This is a genomic window from Micromonospora sp. WMMD712 (genome assembly GCF_029581295.1).
GTDB lineage: Bacteria > Actinomycetota > Actinomycetes > Mycobacteriales > Micromonosporaceae > Micromonospora > Micromonospora carbonacea.
This window is the reverse complement of record NZ_CP120743.1, coordinates 5,714,094-5,730,158: the sequence shown is the minus strand read 5'-3', so window position 1 is coordinate 5,730,158 and position 16,065 is coordinate 5,714,094. Positions and strand designations below refer to the sequence as shown.

The 16,065-nt window shown below is 73.4% G+C and carries 12 protein-coding genes; 5 read left to right on the top strand and 7 right to left on the bottom strand.

Annotated elements, in window-relative coordinates; translation table 11 throughout:
* Positions 1 to 47 precede the first annotated feature (47 nt).
* The gene (gene ppc, locus O7633_RS25070; RefSeq protein WP_278132063.1) at positions 48 to 2,834 is read left to right on the top strand and encodes a phosphoenolpyruvate carboxylase; all 2,787 of its coding nucleotides are present in this window, start codon (positions 48 to 50) and stop codon (positions 2,832 to 2,834) included.
* Positions 2,835 to 2,918: 84 nt separating this feature from the next.
* Here the strand turns inward: ppc and O7633_RS25065 are convergent, their stop codons facing one another.
* Entirely contained in the window at positions 2,919 to 3,719 is an 801-nt protein-coding gene (locus O7633_RS25065; protein WP_282324132.1) for a hypothetical protein, read from the bottom strand.
* Between the two features lie 54 nt (positions 3,720 to 3,773).
* Between O7633_RS25065 and O7633_RS25060 the strand changes: the two genes are divergently transcribed.
* A complete protein-coding gene (locus O7633_RS25060; RefSeq protein WP_282324131.1) occupies positions 3,774 to 4,982 on the top strand; it encodes a DNA recombination protein RmuC in 1,209 nt (402 codons plus the stop codon).
* Positions 4,983 to 5,135: 153 nt separating this feature from the next.
* Complete coding sequence (locus O7633_RS25055; RefSeq protein ID WP_282324130.1) at positions 5,136 to 8,438, top strand: S8 family serine peptidase; 3,303 nt, start codon at positions 5,136 to 5,138, stop codon at positions 8,436 to 8,438.
* Between the two features lie 144 nt (positions 8,439 to 8,582).
* Here O7633_RS25055 and O7633_RS25050 read toward each other — a convergent pair whose 3' ends face one another.
* Together O7633_RS25050 and O7633_RS25045 are read right to left on the bottom strand one after the other, a co-directional pair.
* A complete protein-coding gene (locus tag O7633_RS25050) occupies positions 8,583 to 9,020 on the bottom strand; it encodes a hypothetical protein (protein WP_282324129.1) in 438 nt (145 codons plus the stop codon).
* 101 nt (positions 9,021 to 9,121) lie between these two features.
* The gene (locus O7633_RS25045; RefSeq protein ID WP_282324128.1) at positions 9,122 to 10,111 is read right to left on the bottom strand and encodes a 4-hydroxy-3-methylbut-2-enyl diphosphate reductase; all 990 of its coding nucleotides are present in this window, start codon (positions 10,109 to 10,111) and stop codon (positions 9,122 to 9,124) included.
* Between the two features lie 93 nt (positions 10,112 to 10,204).
* On the opposite strand from O7633_RS25045, the gene xseA reads away from it, so the two are divergent.
* Entirely contained in the window at positions 10,205 to 11,425 is a 1,221-nt protein-coding gene (gene xseA, locus O7633_RS25040) for an exodeoxyribonuclease VII large subunit (RefSeq protein ID WP_282324127.1), read from the top strand.
* A gap of 42 nt (positions 11,426 to 11,467) precedes the next feature.
* A complete protein-coding gene (locus O7633_RS25035) occupies positions 11,468 to 11,692 on the top strand; it encodes an exodeoxyribonuclease VII small subunit (protein WP_178063387.1) in 225 nt (74 codons plus the stop codon).
* Positions 11,693 to 11,826: 134 nt separating this feature from the next.
* Here the strand turns inward: O7633_RS25035 and O7633_RS25030 are convergent, their stop codons facing one another.
* From O7633_RS25030 to O7633_RS25015, 4 genes are all read right to left on the bottom strand, one after another.
* A complete protein-coding gene (locus O7633_RS25030; protein WP_282324126.1) occupies positions 11,827 to 12,669 on the bottom strand; it encodes a hypothetical protein in 843 nt (280 codons plus the stop codon).
* A 165-nt stretch (positions 12,670 to 12,834) separates the two neighbouring features.
* Positions 12,835 to 13,653 (bottom strand): hypothetical protein, encoded by an 819-nt coding sequence (locus O7633_RS25025; RefSeq protein WP_282324125.1) that lies wholly within the window; start codon positions 13,651 to 13,653, stop codon positions 12,835 to 12,837.
* A 575-nt stretch (positions 13,654 to 14,228) separates the two neighbouring features.
* A complete protein-coding gene (locus O7633_RS25020; RefSeq protein ID WP_282324124.1) occupies positions 14,229 to 15,143 on the bottom strand; it encodes an IS5 family transposase in 915 nt (304 codons plus the stop codon).
* Between the two features lie 102 nt (positions 15,144 to 15,245).
* Positions 15,246 to 15,863, bottom strand: a complete 618-nt coding sequence (locus O7633_RS25015) for a DUF4245 family protein (protein WP_282324123.1) — start codon at positions 15,861 to 15,863, stop codon at positions 15,246 to 15,248.
* Positions 15,864 to 16,065: the final 202 nt, after the last annotated feature.

Here is a 16,065-nt window from a genome sequence, read left to right as displayed (position 1 = left end):
GGAGTCGGACAGCGCTGTCCTTCGTCCCCGGCGTAAGGAGCGCACCCGTGACCGACCAGCACGACCACGACGGCCCGGACGCCGCACTGCGGGCCGACATCCGCCGCCTCGGCACGCTGCTCGGGCAGACCCTCGCCCGGCAGGAGGGCCGCCCGCTGCTCGACCTGGTCGAGGAGATCCGGGCCCAGGTCCGCGCCGATGCCCCGGCCGCCGCGCAGCGCCTCGGCGGGCTGGATGTGACCACCGGCACGAAGCTCGCCCGTGCCTTCTCCACCTACTTCCACCTGGCCAACATCACCGAGCAGGTGCACCGGGCCCGCGACCTGCGCCGCCGCCGGGCGATCCAGGGCGGCTGGCTGGACCAGGCGGCCAAGATGATCGCCGAGCGCGGGGTGCCGGCCGAGGAGATCGCGGCGGCGGCCCGCCGGCTCGCCGTACGCCCGGTCTTCACCGCCCACCCGACCGAGGCGGCCCGCCGGTCGATCCTGTCGAAGCTGCGCGCCGTCGCCGACGAGCTGGACGCCGAGACGGCCAACGCGATCCTCTACGGCGCCAGCGACGAGGGGCCGGCCAACCGCCGCCTGGCCGAGCTGCTGGACCTGATGTGGCAGACCGACGAGCTGCGGCTCGACCGGCCGGACCCGACCGACGAGGCCCGCAACGCCATCTACTACCTGCGCGATCTCTACGCCGAGGCCGCCCCGCAGGTGCTCGACGACCTCGCCGACACGCTGCGCACCCTCGGCGTGGAGACCTCCCCGACGGCCCGCCCGCTGACGTTCGGCACCTGGATCGGCGGCGACCGCGACGGCAACCCGTTCGTCACCCCGCAGGTCACCGGCGAGGTGCTGCGCATCCAGCACGAGCACGGCATCGCGGCCACCGAGGCGGCGATGGAGCACCTGATCAACGAGGTGTCCGTGTCCCGCCGGCTGCGCGGGGTGTCGCTGGACCTGTCGGCCAGCCTCGCCGCCGACCTGGACGCGCTGCCCGAGGTGGCCCCCCGGTTCCGCCGGGTCAACGCCGAGGAGCCCTACCGGCTGAAGGCCCGGTGCGTGAAGGCGAAGCTGGCCAACACCCGGGAGCGGCTGCGCCGGGGCACCCCGCACGTGCCGGGGCGCGACTACCAGGGCGCGGCGGAGCTGATCGCCGACCTGGACCTGCTGCGCGCCTCGCTGGCCCGCAACGCCGGCCAGCTCACCGCCGTCGGGCGGCTCGCCTCCACCATCCGCACGGTGTCGGCGTTCGGCCTGCACCTGGCGACGATGGACGTGCGGGAGCACGCCGAGAAGCACCACGAGGTGCTCACCCAGCTCTACGCTGCCGTCGGCGAGGTGGCCGACTACCCGGCGCTGACCCGCCTGGAGCGCACCAAGCTGCTCGCCGACGAGCTGACCGGCCGCCGGCCGCTGTCGACGCTGGACACGCCGCTGACCGAGAGCGCCCGCAAGACGTTCGACGTGTTCGCCACGATCCGCGAGGCGCAGGACCGGTTCGGCTCCGAGGTCATCGAGTCGTACATCATCTCGATGACCCTCGGCGTCGACGACGTGCTCGCGGCGGTGGTGCTGGCCCGCGAGGCCGGGCTGGTCGACGTGCACAGCGGCCGGGCCCGGATCGGTTTCGTGCCGCTGCTGGAGACCCCCGCCGAGCTGAACGCCGGCGGCGAGCTACTCGACGAGCTGCTGTCGCTGCCGGCCTACCGGTCGCTGGTGGCGGCCCGGGGCGACGTGCAGGAGGTGATGCTGGGCTACTCCGACTCCAACAAGGAGGCGGGCATCACCACCAGCCAGTGGTCGATCCACCGGGCCCAGCGGGCGCTGCGGGACGTGGCCGCCCGGCACGGCGTGCACCTGCGGCTGTTCCACGGGCGGGGCGGCACCGTCGGGCGCGGCGGCGGCCCCACCCACGAGGCGATCCTGGCCCAGCCGTACGGCACGCTCGACGGCGCGATCAAGGTCACCGAGCAGGGCGAGGTCATCTCCGACAAGTACACGCTGCCGGCGCTGGCCCGGGAGAACCTGGAGCTGACCATGGCCGCCGTGCTCCAGGCGACCCTGCTGCACACCGCGCCCCGGCAGCCGGCCGAACAGCTGGAGCGCTGGGACGCGTCGATGGACGTGATCTCCGACGCGGCGTTCCGGTCGTACCGGTCGCTGGTGGAGGATCCGGACCTGCCGGCCTACTTCTGGGCGTCCACCCCCACCGAGCTGCTCGGCGCGCTGAACATCGGCTCCCGCCCGGCGAAGCGGCCCAACACCGGGGCCGGCCTGTCCGGCCTGCGGGCCATCCCGTGGGTGTTCGGCTGGACGCAGACCCGGCAGATCGTCCCCGGCTGGTTCGGGGTCGGCTCGGGGCTGGCGGCGGCGCGTGAGGCCGGGCTGGAGGACGTGCTGGCCGAGATGCACCGCAACTGGCACTTCTTCGGCACGTTCCTGTCGAACGTCGAGATGATGCTGACCAAGACCGACCTCGGCATCGCCCGCCGGTACGTGGAGACCCTCGTGCCGAAGGGGCTGCACCCGATCTTCGAGAAGATCGAGCAGGAGTACGAGCTGACCAAGCGGGAGGTGCTGGCGGTCACCGCCTCGCCTGCCCTGCTGGAGAACTCGCCGGTGCTCCAGCGCACCCTCGCGGTGCGCGACACCTACCTGGAGCCGCTGCACCACCTCCAGGTGGCGCTGCTGCGGCAGTACCGCGACTCCGGCGCGGCGGGTCGGGCGGTGGCGACGGCCCCGGGCGGGCGGCGGGCCCCGAGCGACGGCACGGCGCTGGAGCGGGCGCTGCTCACCACGGTCAACGGCATCGCCGCCGGCATGCGCAACACCGGCTGAGGTGCAAGGAAGCCCCCTGTTAACGCATTCCGCATAGCAGGGGGCCCTTATTAACGCCCGCCGGCAGGCGGGGCCGGAGCGGCGTCAGAAGTCGCCGCCGCCGAAGTCGCCGCCACCGAAGTCACCACCGCCGAAATCGCCGCCGCCCGAGAAGTCGCCCGCCGTGCCGTAGTCACCGCCACCGAAGTCGCCCGCGGTCGCGTAGTCGCCGCCGCCGAAGTCGCCCCCGAAGTCCGCGCCGTCGCCGAAGCCCTCCTGGTAGCCGGCCTCGTAGCCGGGGTCGGCGAACGCCGGGGAGAAGAGCGCGTCGGCGATCAGCATGCCGCCGAGCACGCCCGCGCCCGCGCCGAGCGCCGTCTTCCACCACGGGGTCGAGTACCAGCCGGCCGGCACGGGGCGGCCCTGGTAGCGGCCGCCGGGGTAGTAGTAGGGCGTGCCCTGGCCGGGCTGCGGGCCGGCCCGGAACGTCTGCCCCTGCACGTTGACCTCGCGCTCGCGGGTGAGCTGGCCGGTGCCCTGCGCGGAGGCCAGCGGCGGCAGCTCCGGGCCGGGGTCGATGCCGAGCGCGACGCGGGCCGCGCGCGCGTACGCCAGCCCCTCCAGGGCGGTCTCCCGGGCCAGCCGGTACTGGTGGACGGTGCGGGCCTGCTCCAGCTGGCTGCCCGCCGCGTTGTAGCGCTCACCGGCGTCGACGAGGGCCTGCCGCACGGCCGGGGAGTCGCCGTGCAGGTTCATCACCTGGCCGCCGAGGCGCTCGTACCAGCGCTGGGCGTCGGCGCGCACGTCGGCCAGGCTGCGCGCCTCGCGGGCCGCGCTCTCCCGACGCCACCAGACGAGACCGCCGACGAGCAGCGCCACGAGGATGACCGCGAGCAGAAATTCCATGCCTTGAAAAGTACCCGGGGCGCGCCCGTCGTACGCGTTTGGCAAGCTCTGGTGATGAGCTTCTCGACGCTGGCCGTGGTGGTGCTCTGCCTCGGCGCGGGCGGCGCGCTGGGCTGGTTCGCGGCCCGGTCCCGGTCGGCGACGGAGATCGCCCGGCTGGAGGCCACCCTGGCCGCGACCCGGGAGGGTGAGGGGCGGCTGGAGCAGTCGATGCGCGCGCTGAGCTACGAGGCGACCGCGCAGTCGCAGGAGGCGGTGGCCCGGGCGGTGGCCCCGCTGCACGAGACGCTGCGCCGCTACGAGTCCCGGGTCGCCGAGCTGGAGCACGCCCGGGTCGACGCGTACGCCGAGCTGCGCGAGCAGGTCCGCGCGATGGGCGCGGTCTCCGGCGAGCTGCGCACCGAGACCAAGCAGCTCGTGGCGGCCCTGCGCGCGCCGCAGGTGCGGGGGCGTTGGGGCGAGCACCAGTTGCGCCGGATCGTCGAGGCCGCCGGCCTGCTGGAGCACTGCGACTTCGACGAGCAGGTCACCGCCGCGACGGACCACCAGGGGGTACGCCCCGACCTGGTGGTCCGGCTGCACGGTGGCCGCTCGGTGGTGGTGGACGCGAAGGCGCCCTTCGACGCGTACCTGACGGCGATGGAGGCCCGTGACGAGCGGGGCCGGGACACCCACCTCGACGCGCACGCGCGGCACCTGCGGGCGCACGTCGACGCGCTGGCGGCGAAGACGTACTGGGCGGCGTTCGACCAGACCCCGGAGTTCGTGGTGCTGTTCGTGCCGGCCGACCCGTTCCTCGACGTGGCGTTGCAGCGCGACCCGACGCTGCTGGAGCACGCGTTCGCCCGCAACGTGGTGCTGGCCACCCCGGCGACCCTGGTGGCGCTGCTGCGCACGGTGGCGTACTCGTGGCGGCAGGAGGCGCTGGCCCGCAACGCGGTGGCGGTGCACTCGCTGGCCCGCGAGCTGTACGGGCGGCTGTCCACGCTGGGCGACCACGTCGGCAAGCTGGGCGGGGCGCTGGGCGGGGCGGTGACCGCGTACAACCGGGCGGTCGGCTCGTTGGAGGCGCGGGTGCTGGTCAGCGCCCGCAAGCTCGCCGAGCTGGGCGTGTCGGACCGGGAGCTGGCCGCGCCGCCGCAGGTGGAGGTGGCCCCCCGGCAGCCGCAGGCCCCCGAGCTGCTCGGCGGGGTCGAGGGGCCTGACCTGCGGCTCGACCGCCTCGCCGGACCGTCCCCAGTGGACCCGTCGACCCGCCCTTGATAGCAGCACACATGTGACAATGCGCGCCTATGCATGTCACGAAGTGGTCACAACGTACCGGCCGGTAGTGACACCGGACACAGCCAGCACAAAGGATTTCGCTCACGCGCGCCCTGTGACTTCAGGGCCCTGTTCTCTGGAGGAAAAGAGAACGTGAGCAGACCTCGAAACCTGGGCCGGCGCACCTCCGCCGGACTCTTCGCGTCGGTCGTGGCCGCCGGTGCCATGACCGGCCTCGGTGGCGCCGCGACCGCGAGCGCCGCCCCCGCCGCCGAACCGGAGGCTCCGCAGGCCACCGCCGTGGAGACGCTGGGCGCCCACGACGCCAAGCTGCTGAGCGAGGCCGAGGCGAAGCACGCCGAGACCGTCACCCTGATCGTCGCCACCGACAAGGGCGAGGCGAAGGACGTCGCGGACGCGGTGCGGCAGCTCGGCGGCACGGTGAGCAGGCGCTTCGACTCCATCGGCTACGTCCTGGCGAAGGTCCCCACCGCGAAGGTGCTCAGGGCCGCCACGCTTCCCGGCGTCGCCGCGGTCGACCTCGACGAGACCATCCAGCTCCCCGATCCGGCCCCGGAGGCCGCGCCGGCCGGCGCGAAGGCCGCCGCGCAGGGCGGGACCCTGGCCGGGCCGGGCGTCGACACCGGCGCGGTGAACCCGTACATGCCGACCCACGAGACCGGCGCGGAGGCGTTCAAGGCCGCCCACCCGGCGTGGGACGGCCGCGGCGTCACCATCGGCATCATGGACTCCGGTGTGGACCTCGACCACCCGGCGCTCCAGACCACCACCACCGGCGAGCGCAAGATCGTGGACTGGGTGACCGCCACGGACCCGCTGGAGGACGCCACCTGGCGCGCGATGATCACCGAGGTGTCCGGCCCGAGCTTCACCGCGGGCGGCGCGACGTGGACCGCCCCGGCCGGCGCCTACCGGTTCAACACCTTCCGCGAGTCGATCACGGCGGCCAGCGACCCCGAGGGCGACGTCAACCGTGACGGCGACACCACCGACACCTTCGGCATCCTCTACGACCCCACGACCCACGACATCCGGGTCGACGCCAACGGCAACCGGGACTTCACCGACGACCCGGTGATGCGCCCGTACAAGGAGAAGTTCCAGGTCGGGCACTTCGGCACGGACGACCCGGCCACCCCGGTCCGCGAGCAGATCCCGTTCGTCGTCGAATACCGCGAGGACGTCGACACGACGCCGGTCGGCGGCCCCGGCCTGGTCGACTACGTCAACATCGGCATCGTCGAGTCGACCCACGGCACGCACGTCGCCGGCATCACCGCCGCCAACGACATGCTGGGCAACAACGCGTTCGACGGGGCGGCCCCCGGCGCGAAGCTGGTCTCGGCCCGGGCCTGTTCCTGGGGCGGCGGCTGCACCGCCGCGGCGCTCACCACCGGCATGGCCGACCTGGTGATCAACCGCAGGGTCGACGTGGTCAACATGTCGATCGGCGGCCTGCCGGCGCTCAACGACGGCTCGAACGCCCGCTCCCAGCTCTACAACGAGCTGATCAACACGTACGGCGTGCAGCTGTTCATCTCGGCCGGCAACTCCGGCCCCGGGCTGAACACCGTCGGCGACCCGTCGGTGGCCGACAACGTGGTCAGCGTCGCGGCGAGCATCAGCAAGGACACCTGGCTGGCCAACTACGGCTCGGTCGTGCGCAAGGGCAACGCCCTGTTCAACTTCTCCTCGCGCGGCCCGCGCGAGGAGGGCGGCTTCAAGCCGAACATCGCGGCCCCCGGCTCGGCGATCTCCACCGCGCCGACCTGGCAGGCCGGCAACCCCGTACCCGAGGCCGGCTACCCGCTGCCGCCGGGCTACCAGATGCTCAACGGCACCTCGATGGCCGCCCCGCAGGCCGCCGGCGCCGCCGCGCTGCTGCTGTCGGCCGCCAAGGCGACCGACAAGGGGGTCACCCCGGCCGCGCTGCGCCGGGCCGTCTACACCTCGGCCAAGCCCATCGCGGGCGTCGCGACGTACGCGCAGGGCTACGGCATGTTCGACGTGCCGGGCGCGTGGGCGCTGCTGGCCAAGGGCGTGCAGACCCGGTCGTACGTCTCCGACGCCCCCGTCTGCACCGAGCTGTCGGCCAACCTGACCCGCTACGACAAGGCCACCGGCACGTTCGTGCCGAACCCGCACCGGGGCACCGGCGTCTACAACCGCTGCGCCCTGGCCCAGGGCGGGCAGCCGCTGAAGAAGTCCAAGACGTACGAGGTGAAGGTCACCCGCACCAGCGGCCCCAACAAGAGCCTGCTGCACACCGTGACGCTGCACGGCAACGACGGCACCTTCAGCGCGCAGAAGCAGGTGTGGCTGCCGCTGAACAAGACCCTCACCATCCCGGTGAAGGCCAAGCCGAAGACCGCCGGGGCGCACGGCGCGCTCCTGGTGATCGACGACCCGGCCACCTCGGTGGTCGACTTCGAGGTCTCCACCGTCGTGGTGGCGGGCACCGACGTGGCGAAGCCGGCGTACTCCTTCTCGGCCGAGGGCTCGGTCGAACGGAACAGCTCCACCTCGTACTTCGTGACGGTGCCGGCGGGCGCGGGCGCGATCCAGGTCAACCTGTCCGGCATCGCCACCGGCTCGCAGACCCGGTTCATCGCGATCAACCCGTACGGCGTGCCGGTGGAGAGCACCGCGAGCACCGCCTGCTACACCAACTTCTCCGACGCCGCCGCCTGCAAGCCGCAGGAGCGGGACTACCAGAAGCCGATCGCCGGGGTCTGGGAGTTCGAGGTGGAGTCGCGGCGCACCTCGCCCGCGCTGGACAACCCGTACCAGCTCCAGGTGCGGGTGCAGGGCGTCACGGTCTCGCCGGCCGTGGTCGAGCTCCCGTCGGTCACCGCCGGTGCCCCGACCCAGGTCTCCTGGAGCCTGGCCAACGCCTTCGGCCCGGTCGCGGTGACCGGGCAGGGCGGCCCGCTGGCCAGCGTGCACGCCGAGCGGCCCACGATCGCCGAGGGCGCGCAGCAGGAATACCTGGTCGAGGTGCCGGCCGGCGCGGCCAGTTTCACGGCCCGCATCGGCAACACCGCCGACCTGGGCGCCGACCTGGACCTGTTCGTCTTCCGGGGCACCACCGAGGTCGGCCGCTCGGCCGACGGCGACTCGGAGGAGGCGGTGACGCTGACCAACCCGCCGGCCGGCACCTACCGCGTCCTGGTCGACGGGTACGCCGTCGACGGGCCGGGCACCAGCACCGCCTACGACTACCGGGACTCGTTCTCGGCGGCGTCGCTGGGCACGCTGACCGCCCCGGCCACCCCGCTCTCCCTGCCCAACGGGGCCACCGCCGCCCTCACCGGCACGGTGACCGCACAGTCCGCCCCGGCCGCCGGTCGCGCCCTCTACGGCGACCTGGCCGTCACCACCACCGAGGGCGCGGTCGTCGGCCGCGGCTCGGTCTCGATCGGCGCGGTCAACTGAGCCGCGCCGCCTGACCACCCTCCGCCTCACCACAGGAGCCCGTCCCCGCCCACGGCGGGGGCGGGCTCCTGCCGTCGGCCGCCGCCACACCGCCCGGGGCCACCGCGCACCGGCCGCCAACGGGCAGCCCGCGCGGCTCGCGGGTCAGCCCCGGCGGGCGGACTCCACGACGAAGGGGATGCCCTGCTGGCAGGTGGTGAGCAGGTCGGGCTGGGCCCGGCCGGTGACCTCGACCTTGGCACCGGCGGCCAGCACGTCCGCGGGGCCGCCGACGAGCTGGTAGCCGTCCAGCAGGCGACAGCCGGGCTCCACGCCCGCCTCGACGGTGCCGGTGAGCGTGGTGGCCCCGACGCCCGGCGGGACGCTGGGGCCGCCCGGCTTCGGCGGGAGGCTCGGGCGGCCCGGGGGCGTCGAGCCGGACGGGGCGACCGGGTCGGCCGGGTCGGCGCTGGGCGTGTCGGTCACCGCGGCTCCTCCGGAGGGGCTGGGGGCGGGGCTGCCGTCACCGGCGCCCTGGCCGCCGCAGGCGCTCAGGGCCGCGCAGGTGACCAGCGCGGCGACGATGGTCCGAGGAGTCTTCATGCCGATCAGACGCTGCCCGCCGCTGATCCGTTCCCCGGCCGCACGGCGCGGCACGGACCGGAACGGAGCGGGGCCGGGGCGGACCGGACCGGCACGGGCGGTCAGGCGCGGGCCGCGGCGGCGGCCTTCATGTCGCGCTTGAGCTCCTGCGGCAGCGAGAAGGTCAGCCGCTCGTTGGCGGTGACCACCTCGTCGACGTCGGTGAAGCCCCGCGCGGCGAGGTGCGCCAGGACCTCCTGGACCAGCTCGTCGGGGACGCTGGCCCCGGAGGTCAGGCCCACCGTGCGGGCCCCCTCCAGCCAGGCGTCGTCGATCTCGTGGGCGAAGTCGACGAGGTGGCCGGCGCGGGCCCCGGCGTCCAGGGCGACCTCGACCAGCCGGACCGAGTTCGAGGAGTTGCGCGAGCCGACGACGAGCACCACGTCGCAGTCGGGGGCGATCTCCTTGACCACGTGCTGCCGGTTGGAGGTGGCGTAGCAGATGTCGTCGCTGGGCGGCGACTGGAGCAGCGGCAGCCGGGACTTGAGCCGGGCCACGGTCTCCAGCGTCTCGTCGACCGACAGCGTCGTCTGGGAGAGCCACACCACCTTGCTCGGGTCCCGCACGGTGACCTTGTCGGCGTCGTCCGGGCCGTCGACGAGCTGGATGTGTGCGGGGGCCTCACCGGCGGTGCCGATGACCTCCTCGTGCCCCTCGTGGCCGATCAACAGGATGTCGTAGTCCTCGGCGGCGAACCGCTTGGCCTCCTGGTGCACCTTCGTCACCAGCGGGCACGTGGCGTCGATCGCCTTCAGCGAGCGGGCCTTCGCCTGCTCGTAGACCTCCGGGGCGACGCCGTGGGCGGAGAAGATCACGGTGGCCCCCTCGGGCACCTCCTCGTTCTCCTCCACGAAGATCGCGCCCTTGGCCTCCAGGGTCTGCACCACGTGCTTGTTGTGCACGATCTGCTTGCGCACGTAGATCGGGGCGCCGTAGAGCTTGAGCGCCTCCTCGACGGTCTGCACCGCCCGGTCGACGCCCGCGCAGTAGCCGCGGGGCTTGGCCAGGAGCACGCGCTTGCCGGTCCGGGGAGTCGTCTCAGCCTGAGTCACCCGCCCATCGTACGTGCCGGGTCCGCCCCACCCCGGATGATCATGGGGTACGCGGACCGCCCCGCCGTCGGGGGTCGTCCGTAGGGTGGGGGCGTGAGTGCGGATGAGAGCGGGCGCAGCAGCTCCGACGAGCCGTGGCCGGTGCGGGTCGTCAGCCAGAAGGTCGGCGCGTGGATCGCCCGGCTCGGCTGGGTGTGGGTCGACGGGCAGGTGGCGCAGATCAGCCGCCGACCCGGGGCCAGCACGGTCTTCCTCACCCTGCGCGACCCGTCGGCCGACCTGAGCCTCACGGTCACCACCAACCGGGACGTCCTCGACGCCGGGGCCCCCGAGCTGCGCGAGGGCGCCCGGGTGGTGTTGCACGCCAAGCCCGAGTTCTACGCCGCCCGGGGCACGCTGAGCCTGCGCGCCGACGAGATCCGCCAGGTGGGCCTCGGCGAGCTGCTGGCCCGGCTGGAGAAGCTCAAGAAGCTGCTGGCCGCCGAGGGGCTGTTCGACCGGGCCCGCAAGCGCCGGCTGCCGTTCCTGCCGGGCCGGATCGGGCTGATCACCGGCCGCGCCTCGGCCGCCGAGCGGGACGTGCTGACCAATGCCCAACGGCGCTGGCCGGCGGTCGAGTTCCGCACGGTCAACGTGGCCGTTCAGGGGCCGGGCGCGGTGCCGCAGATCGTCGACGCGCTGAAGGTCCTCGACGCCGACCCGGCCGTCGACGTGATCGTCATCGCCCGGGGCGGCGGCGGCATCGAGGACCTGCTGCCGTTCTCCGACGAGGCGCTGTGCCGGGCGGTCTTCGCCTGCCGCACCCCCGTGGTCAGCGCCATCGGCCACGAGACGGACGCGCCGCTGGTCGACTACGTCGCCGACGTGCGGGCCTCCACCCCGACGGACGCCGCGAAGCGGATCGTGCCCGACCTGGCCGAGGAGCTGCGCCTGATCCGGCAGGCCCGGCAGCGGGTGGAGCGTGCGGTCCGCAACCTGGTCGACCGGGAGGCGCACCGCCTCGACGGGCTGCGGTCCCGCCCGGTGCTGGCCCGGCCGCAGGTGATGGTGGAGCAGCGGGCCGCCGACGTGACCGCGCTGCGCCAGCGGGCGGGGCGCACCCTGCACCACCGGCTCGGCGCGGCCCAGGACGAGCTGCGGCACACCCTGGCCCGGCTGCGCGCCCTGTCCCCCGCCGCGACCCTGGAGCGGGGCTACGCGATCGTCCAGCGCGCCGACGGCCACGTGGTGCGGTCGGCCGGCGAGGTGGGCTCGGGAGACGCGCTGCGCGTCCGCCTCGCCGAGGGCGAGCTGGCCGCCACGGTCGACGGCTGAGCCGCGCGCGACCGCGGGGCGGGATGTGCTGGGATGGGACGGATGACTGACGACGAGAAGAACGCCGGGCCGGACGAGCGGCTCAGCTACGAGCAGGCCCGCGCCGAACTGGCCACGGTGGTGGAGCGGCTGGAGACGGGCGGCACCTCGCTGGAGGAGTCACTGGCGCTGTGGGAGCGCGGCGAGAAGCTGGCCGAGGTCTGCCAGCGCTGGCTCGACGGCGCGCGGGCCCGCATCGACGCGGCCCGGCGGCAGCCGGACGCCTGACGCCGGCACGGCGGCCGAGGAGACTCGGCGGCCGCAGGGCACGGCAGCCGGCCAGGGGCTCGACAGCCGCACGGCTGGCGGCAGGGGCACGGCTGCGGGGCGGCACACGCCGCCCCGACAGGCACGCGCCGGCGTCAGTTGAACAGGTTGTACAGCTCGCTCGGGGCCTCGACCACCTGGTCGGCCGGCGGGCGCTGGGCGGCCGTGGCCGCGCCGTAGTCGGCGTACGTGATCCGGATGTCCTGGGCCTTGTTCTGCCCCGCCGCCGGGATCTGCACGACCAGCTCGCTGAGCCGGCCCTGCGGGTCCAGCTTGGCGGTGAACGGCACGGACTGGGCCTGCTGCCCGAGGGCCTTGATCAGCTCGGCGTTCAGCGAGCCGGCCTCGGCGGCCTTCGACACGTCGATGGTGCCCGCGTACGCGCCGTCGCCGGTCTGCCGCACCTCGGTGACGCCCTGGGTCAGCACCTCGCTGCCGGCCGGGTCGACCTTCTCGAAGTCGAAGCCCAGGTTGCGGTTGCCCTTGATCCGGCTCTGGTCGAGGTGCTGGTACTTGCCGAGGTTGAGGCCCTGCACGCCGGGCAGCTTGGCCGCCTGGCCGCCGAGGTCGAGCTTGACCCAGCTGTCCGGCTTGAGGTGCACCAGGTCGAGCTTCATCGAGACGTCCGAGGAGGCGTCGCCGATGCTCAGCTTGATCTGGGCGCTCTGGCTGGGCTGGTGCACCTGCCCCTCGGCGGTGGTGCCGACGCCGGTCATGGTGAACCGGAAGTTGCCGTTGCGGATCTCGTTCGTGGAGTTCAGCAGGGCCTGCTTGGCGTCGGCCGTGCCGGGCGAGGCGCTGCCGGGGGCCGCGCTGCCGGAGACCGTGGGGGACGCGGAGGCCCCCGCCTCGCCGGTCCCGGTGCTGTCGCAGGCCGCCAGACCAGCAGTGAGCAGCGTCGCGGCGAAGACCGCCGCGCTGAAGCGTCGAATGGTCACGTGCACCTCTCCAAGTGGGTCGTCCGGTCCGCGCGGGCGCCGGAAGGGAACGTCTGCTTCTGTTCCCTTTCTGTTCCCTGTCGCCGGGTTCCGCAATCCCCGCCCGGTCCGGCCGACCCGCCGTCCGTCGGTGGGGACGGCGGATGCCGCCCCCACCGCGCCGGATCAGCCCTTGAACATCTCGTAGACGTCGTCGGAGGCCTCGACCACCAGGTTCGCCGGCGGCTGCGGCACGGCGGTGGCGGCACCGTAGTCGGCGTACGTGACCTTCAGGTCCTGCGCCTTGGCGGAGCCGGCGGCCGGCACCTTGACGAGGAACTCGACGAGCCGGCCCTGCGCGTCGAGCTTCGCGGTGAACGGCACGGCGCCGGCCTTGTCCGCCAGGCCCTTGACGATGTCGGCGTCGAGCACGTCCGAGTCGGTGACCTTGGTCGCGTCGAGGGTGCCCTCGTACGTGCCCTCGCCCGTCTTCCTCACGTCGGTGACCGCCTTGGTCAGCGCCTCGCTGCCGGCCGGGTCGACGTCGGAGAAGTCGAACTGGAGGTCCTTGGCGTCCTTGATCTTCGAGCGGTCGAGGTGCTGGTACTTGCCCTTGCGCTCCTTCGCCCCGGGGATCGCGTCGACCATCGGGCCCGTCAGGTCCAGCTTCACCCAGCTCTCGGTGTCGATGAAGACGAGGTGCATGTCCATCGAGAAGTCCTCGGTGGCGGCGTCGCCCCCGGTCATCTTCATCTCGGCGCTCTTCGACGGCATGTGCACCGTGCCGCTGCCGTCGAACTCGCCGCCGCTGATGGCGAAGGTGAAGTTGCCCTTGCTCAGCTCCCTGGTGGAGGCGAGCAGCGCCTCCTTGGGGTCGGCGGGCGCGGCCGGGGCGGCGGCCCCACCGGCGGCCGGCTCGGCGGCCGGCGAGTTGTTGCAGGCGGTCAGGCCGGGGACGAAAAGGGCGGCGGCGAGGATGCCGGCGCTCCACCGTCGAATGATCACGTCGTTCTCTTTCCGGAAAGGCTGCCCGGCCGTATCGCGCGGCCGGGGTCGAGCCGGGGCCGCCTAACGGAAAGGTCGGACGCCCGCCGTCCCCCGCCGTCCCCGGCCCGCCGCCCCGATCGAATCACTTTGCGTGACAGCCGCCTAATCATCCAGGGCGAGCGGTCGAGCTGACTCCCCGTAGCGCCCCGCCGCCTCACCAGACACAACCCGCCCCCTTTGCTCTGCACCCACGCACGCATCACGTCTACGAGCTGGACAAACGTGCGGCGGCCGGAGCGGACGAGACGGCACCCGCGTCGCGCTGCGTAACCGTTGCGTATTGGGGTGCAGAGCAAAGGGGTACACGGGTCAGGTAGGTCGCCGAGCGGCGACAACTACTCCGCGTGACGCGCGCTCGGCGGCGGCGCGGACCAGGTCGAGCCCGGAGCGCCGCTGCCGTGGACCACACGGCACGGCAGCACAGCACGGCAGGCCAAGAGGGCCCCGCGCGCCGCGGACGGGCGCAGGGCCGCGTGACGCGACACGGCGCGGGGCCGCGGGACACGGTGTGGCGCGGTGCGGTGTGGCGCTGGCTAGGCCGTGTTTCGTAGGGCGCGGAGCCATTGGTTGATGGCGGCGATGGTGAGGGTGGCTTCGTAGCGCACGGCGAGTTTGTCGTATCTGGTGGCCATGGCGCGGTGTTGTTTGAGCTGGTTGATGCCGCACTCCACGGCGTGACGCAGGCGGTAGACCTCGGGGTCGAAGGCGGGCGGGCGTCCGCCTTTGGACCCCTTGGCCTTGCGGTGTGCATCCTGGTCGGTCTTGCTCGGGATGCATGCTCGGATGCCGCGGGATCGGAGGTGGGCTCGGTTGGCTTTGGACGTGTACGCCTTGTCGGCCAGCACCATGTCGGGGCGGGTCCGGGGCCGGCCGCCACCGGCACGCATTACGCGGATCCTGGCCAGCACGGGGATGAACTGTGGGCTGTCGCCGCGTTGTCCGACGGTCACCACCATGGCCATCAGTTTGCGGCCTTGCTCGCAGGCCAGATGGGTCTTGGTGGTCCAGCCGCCCCTCGACCGGCCGAGCCCGTGATCTGCCGGTTCGGTCTGCACACCACCGGGGGGCTCCTTCTGCGCCTGACCGTCGCGGCGGGCCCCAGCGGCGTGGTGATGGGCACGGCTGATGGTCGAGTCCACGCTCACCGTCCAGCCGATCAACCCCGCCGCGTCCGCCAGGGCCTGCAACGAAGTGAGGATCTGCGCCCAGACGCCGTCACGCTGCCAGCGCCGAAACCACCGGTACAAGGTCTGCCAGGGCGGGTAGTACGCGGGCACGTCCCGCCACGGTGACCCGGTCCGGACCCGCCACCGGATCCCGTCGATGATCACTCTCATGGTCCATCTGCGCGGCCGAGCATGACCCGTTCCCGCAGGCAGCAGCGGCTCGAGTACCGCCCACTGCACGTCGGTCAGGTCATGCCGCCTCGCTGCCGCTACGCTCGGCACGAGGTCTCCGGTGTGAAGTTCTAGCTTGGTCGCTGAACCAACTACCGGAGACCTCTCCCATTAGCGACCACCGCCACGCCGTCGACCGCTACGAAACACGGCCTAGCTCACCGAGTCGGCGAGCCGGCGCAGCTCGTTCTCCCGGGCGTCCCCGACGACGATCACCGTGCGGCCCGGTTCGAGCAGCACCAGGGCCTGCTCGTTGCCCCGGGCGGTGTAGCGCTGCCAGTTGCGCCCGCCCACCTCGGTCGGGCCCTGGGGTTGCCCCTCGGCCGTCAGCTCGGCCGGCAGCAGCCGCTCCGGCGGCACGTTGCTCTGCACCAGCTGGGCGCCCCGCCCCTCCGGGGTCAGGTAACCGATCCGCAGGTTCGACCCGCCCTCCACCGTGCGGTAGCTCGCGCTGACCGTCCGCCAGTCGTCGTCGAGCCCGGCCGGCTGGCTCACCGGGAACGCGTTGGCCGCCCGGGCCTGCTCCACGGCGGGGGCCGGGTCGACGGTGCTCGGCTGGTCGCCGCCGAGGAAGCCCCGGTAGAAGGCGAGCAGCAGGGCGATCGGGACGAGCAGGACCAGCAGGGAGATCGCCATGTCCTTCGGCGACCGCTCCGACCGGGCCTTCTCCCGACCGGGCGGGCCCGGTGTCGGCTCGCTCTGCGTCGGCTGGCTCGGCGTCGACGGCGTCGGCTCGGCGGGGCTGGGCTCGGCGGGCTGGGCGGGATCCACCCGGCTATTGTTCCAGCCCCGGGTCGCTCCGCCGCGAACCGCCACCGCGGCAGTGACCGGGGTGATACGTCCCACGCCCGGTTGCCGGGAAGGCGGCCACCAGCGCCCCGGCCCGGCGATAGGTTGATCAGCGTGTGAGGATCAGCGGCAGAGCCGGCGGCGGCGACGGCCGCAGGCCGCCGGTCCACCCCGCAACGTCGCG

What these genes read in the sequence shown, in the direction of transcription:
- O7633_RS25065 (WP_282324132.1), bottom strand. Translation starts at nt 3,719, where the DNA reads ATGGAATTTCTGCTCGCGGTCATCCTCGTGGCGCTGCTCGTCGGCGGT.
- O7633_RS25060 (WP_282324131.1), top strand. Translation starts at nt 3,774, where the DNA reads ATGAGCTTCTCGACGCTGGCCGTGGTGGTGCTCTGCCTCGGCGCGGGC.
- O7633_RS25050 (WP_282324129.1), bottom strand. Translation starts at nt 9,020, where the DNA reads ATGAAGACTCCTCGGACCATCGTCGCCGCGCTGGTCACCTGCGCGGCC.
- O7633_RS25035 (WP_178063387.1), top strand. Translation starts at nt 11,468, where the DNA reads ATGACTGACGACGAGAAGAACGCCGGGCCGGACGAGCGGCTCAGCTAC.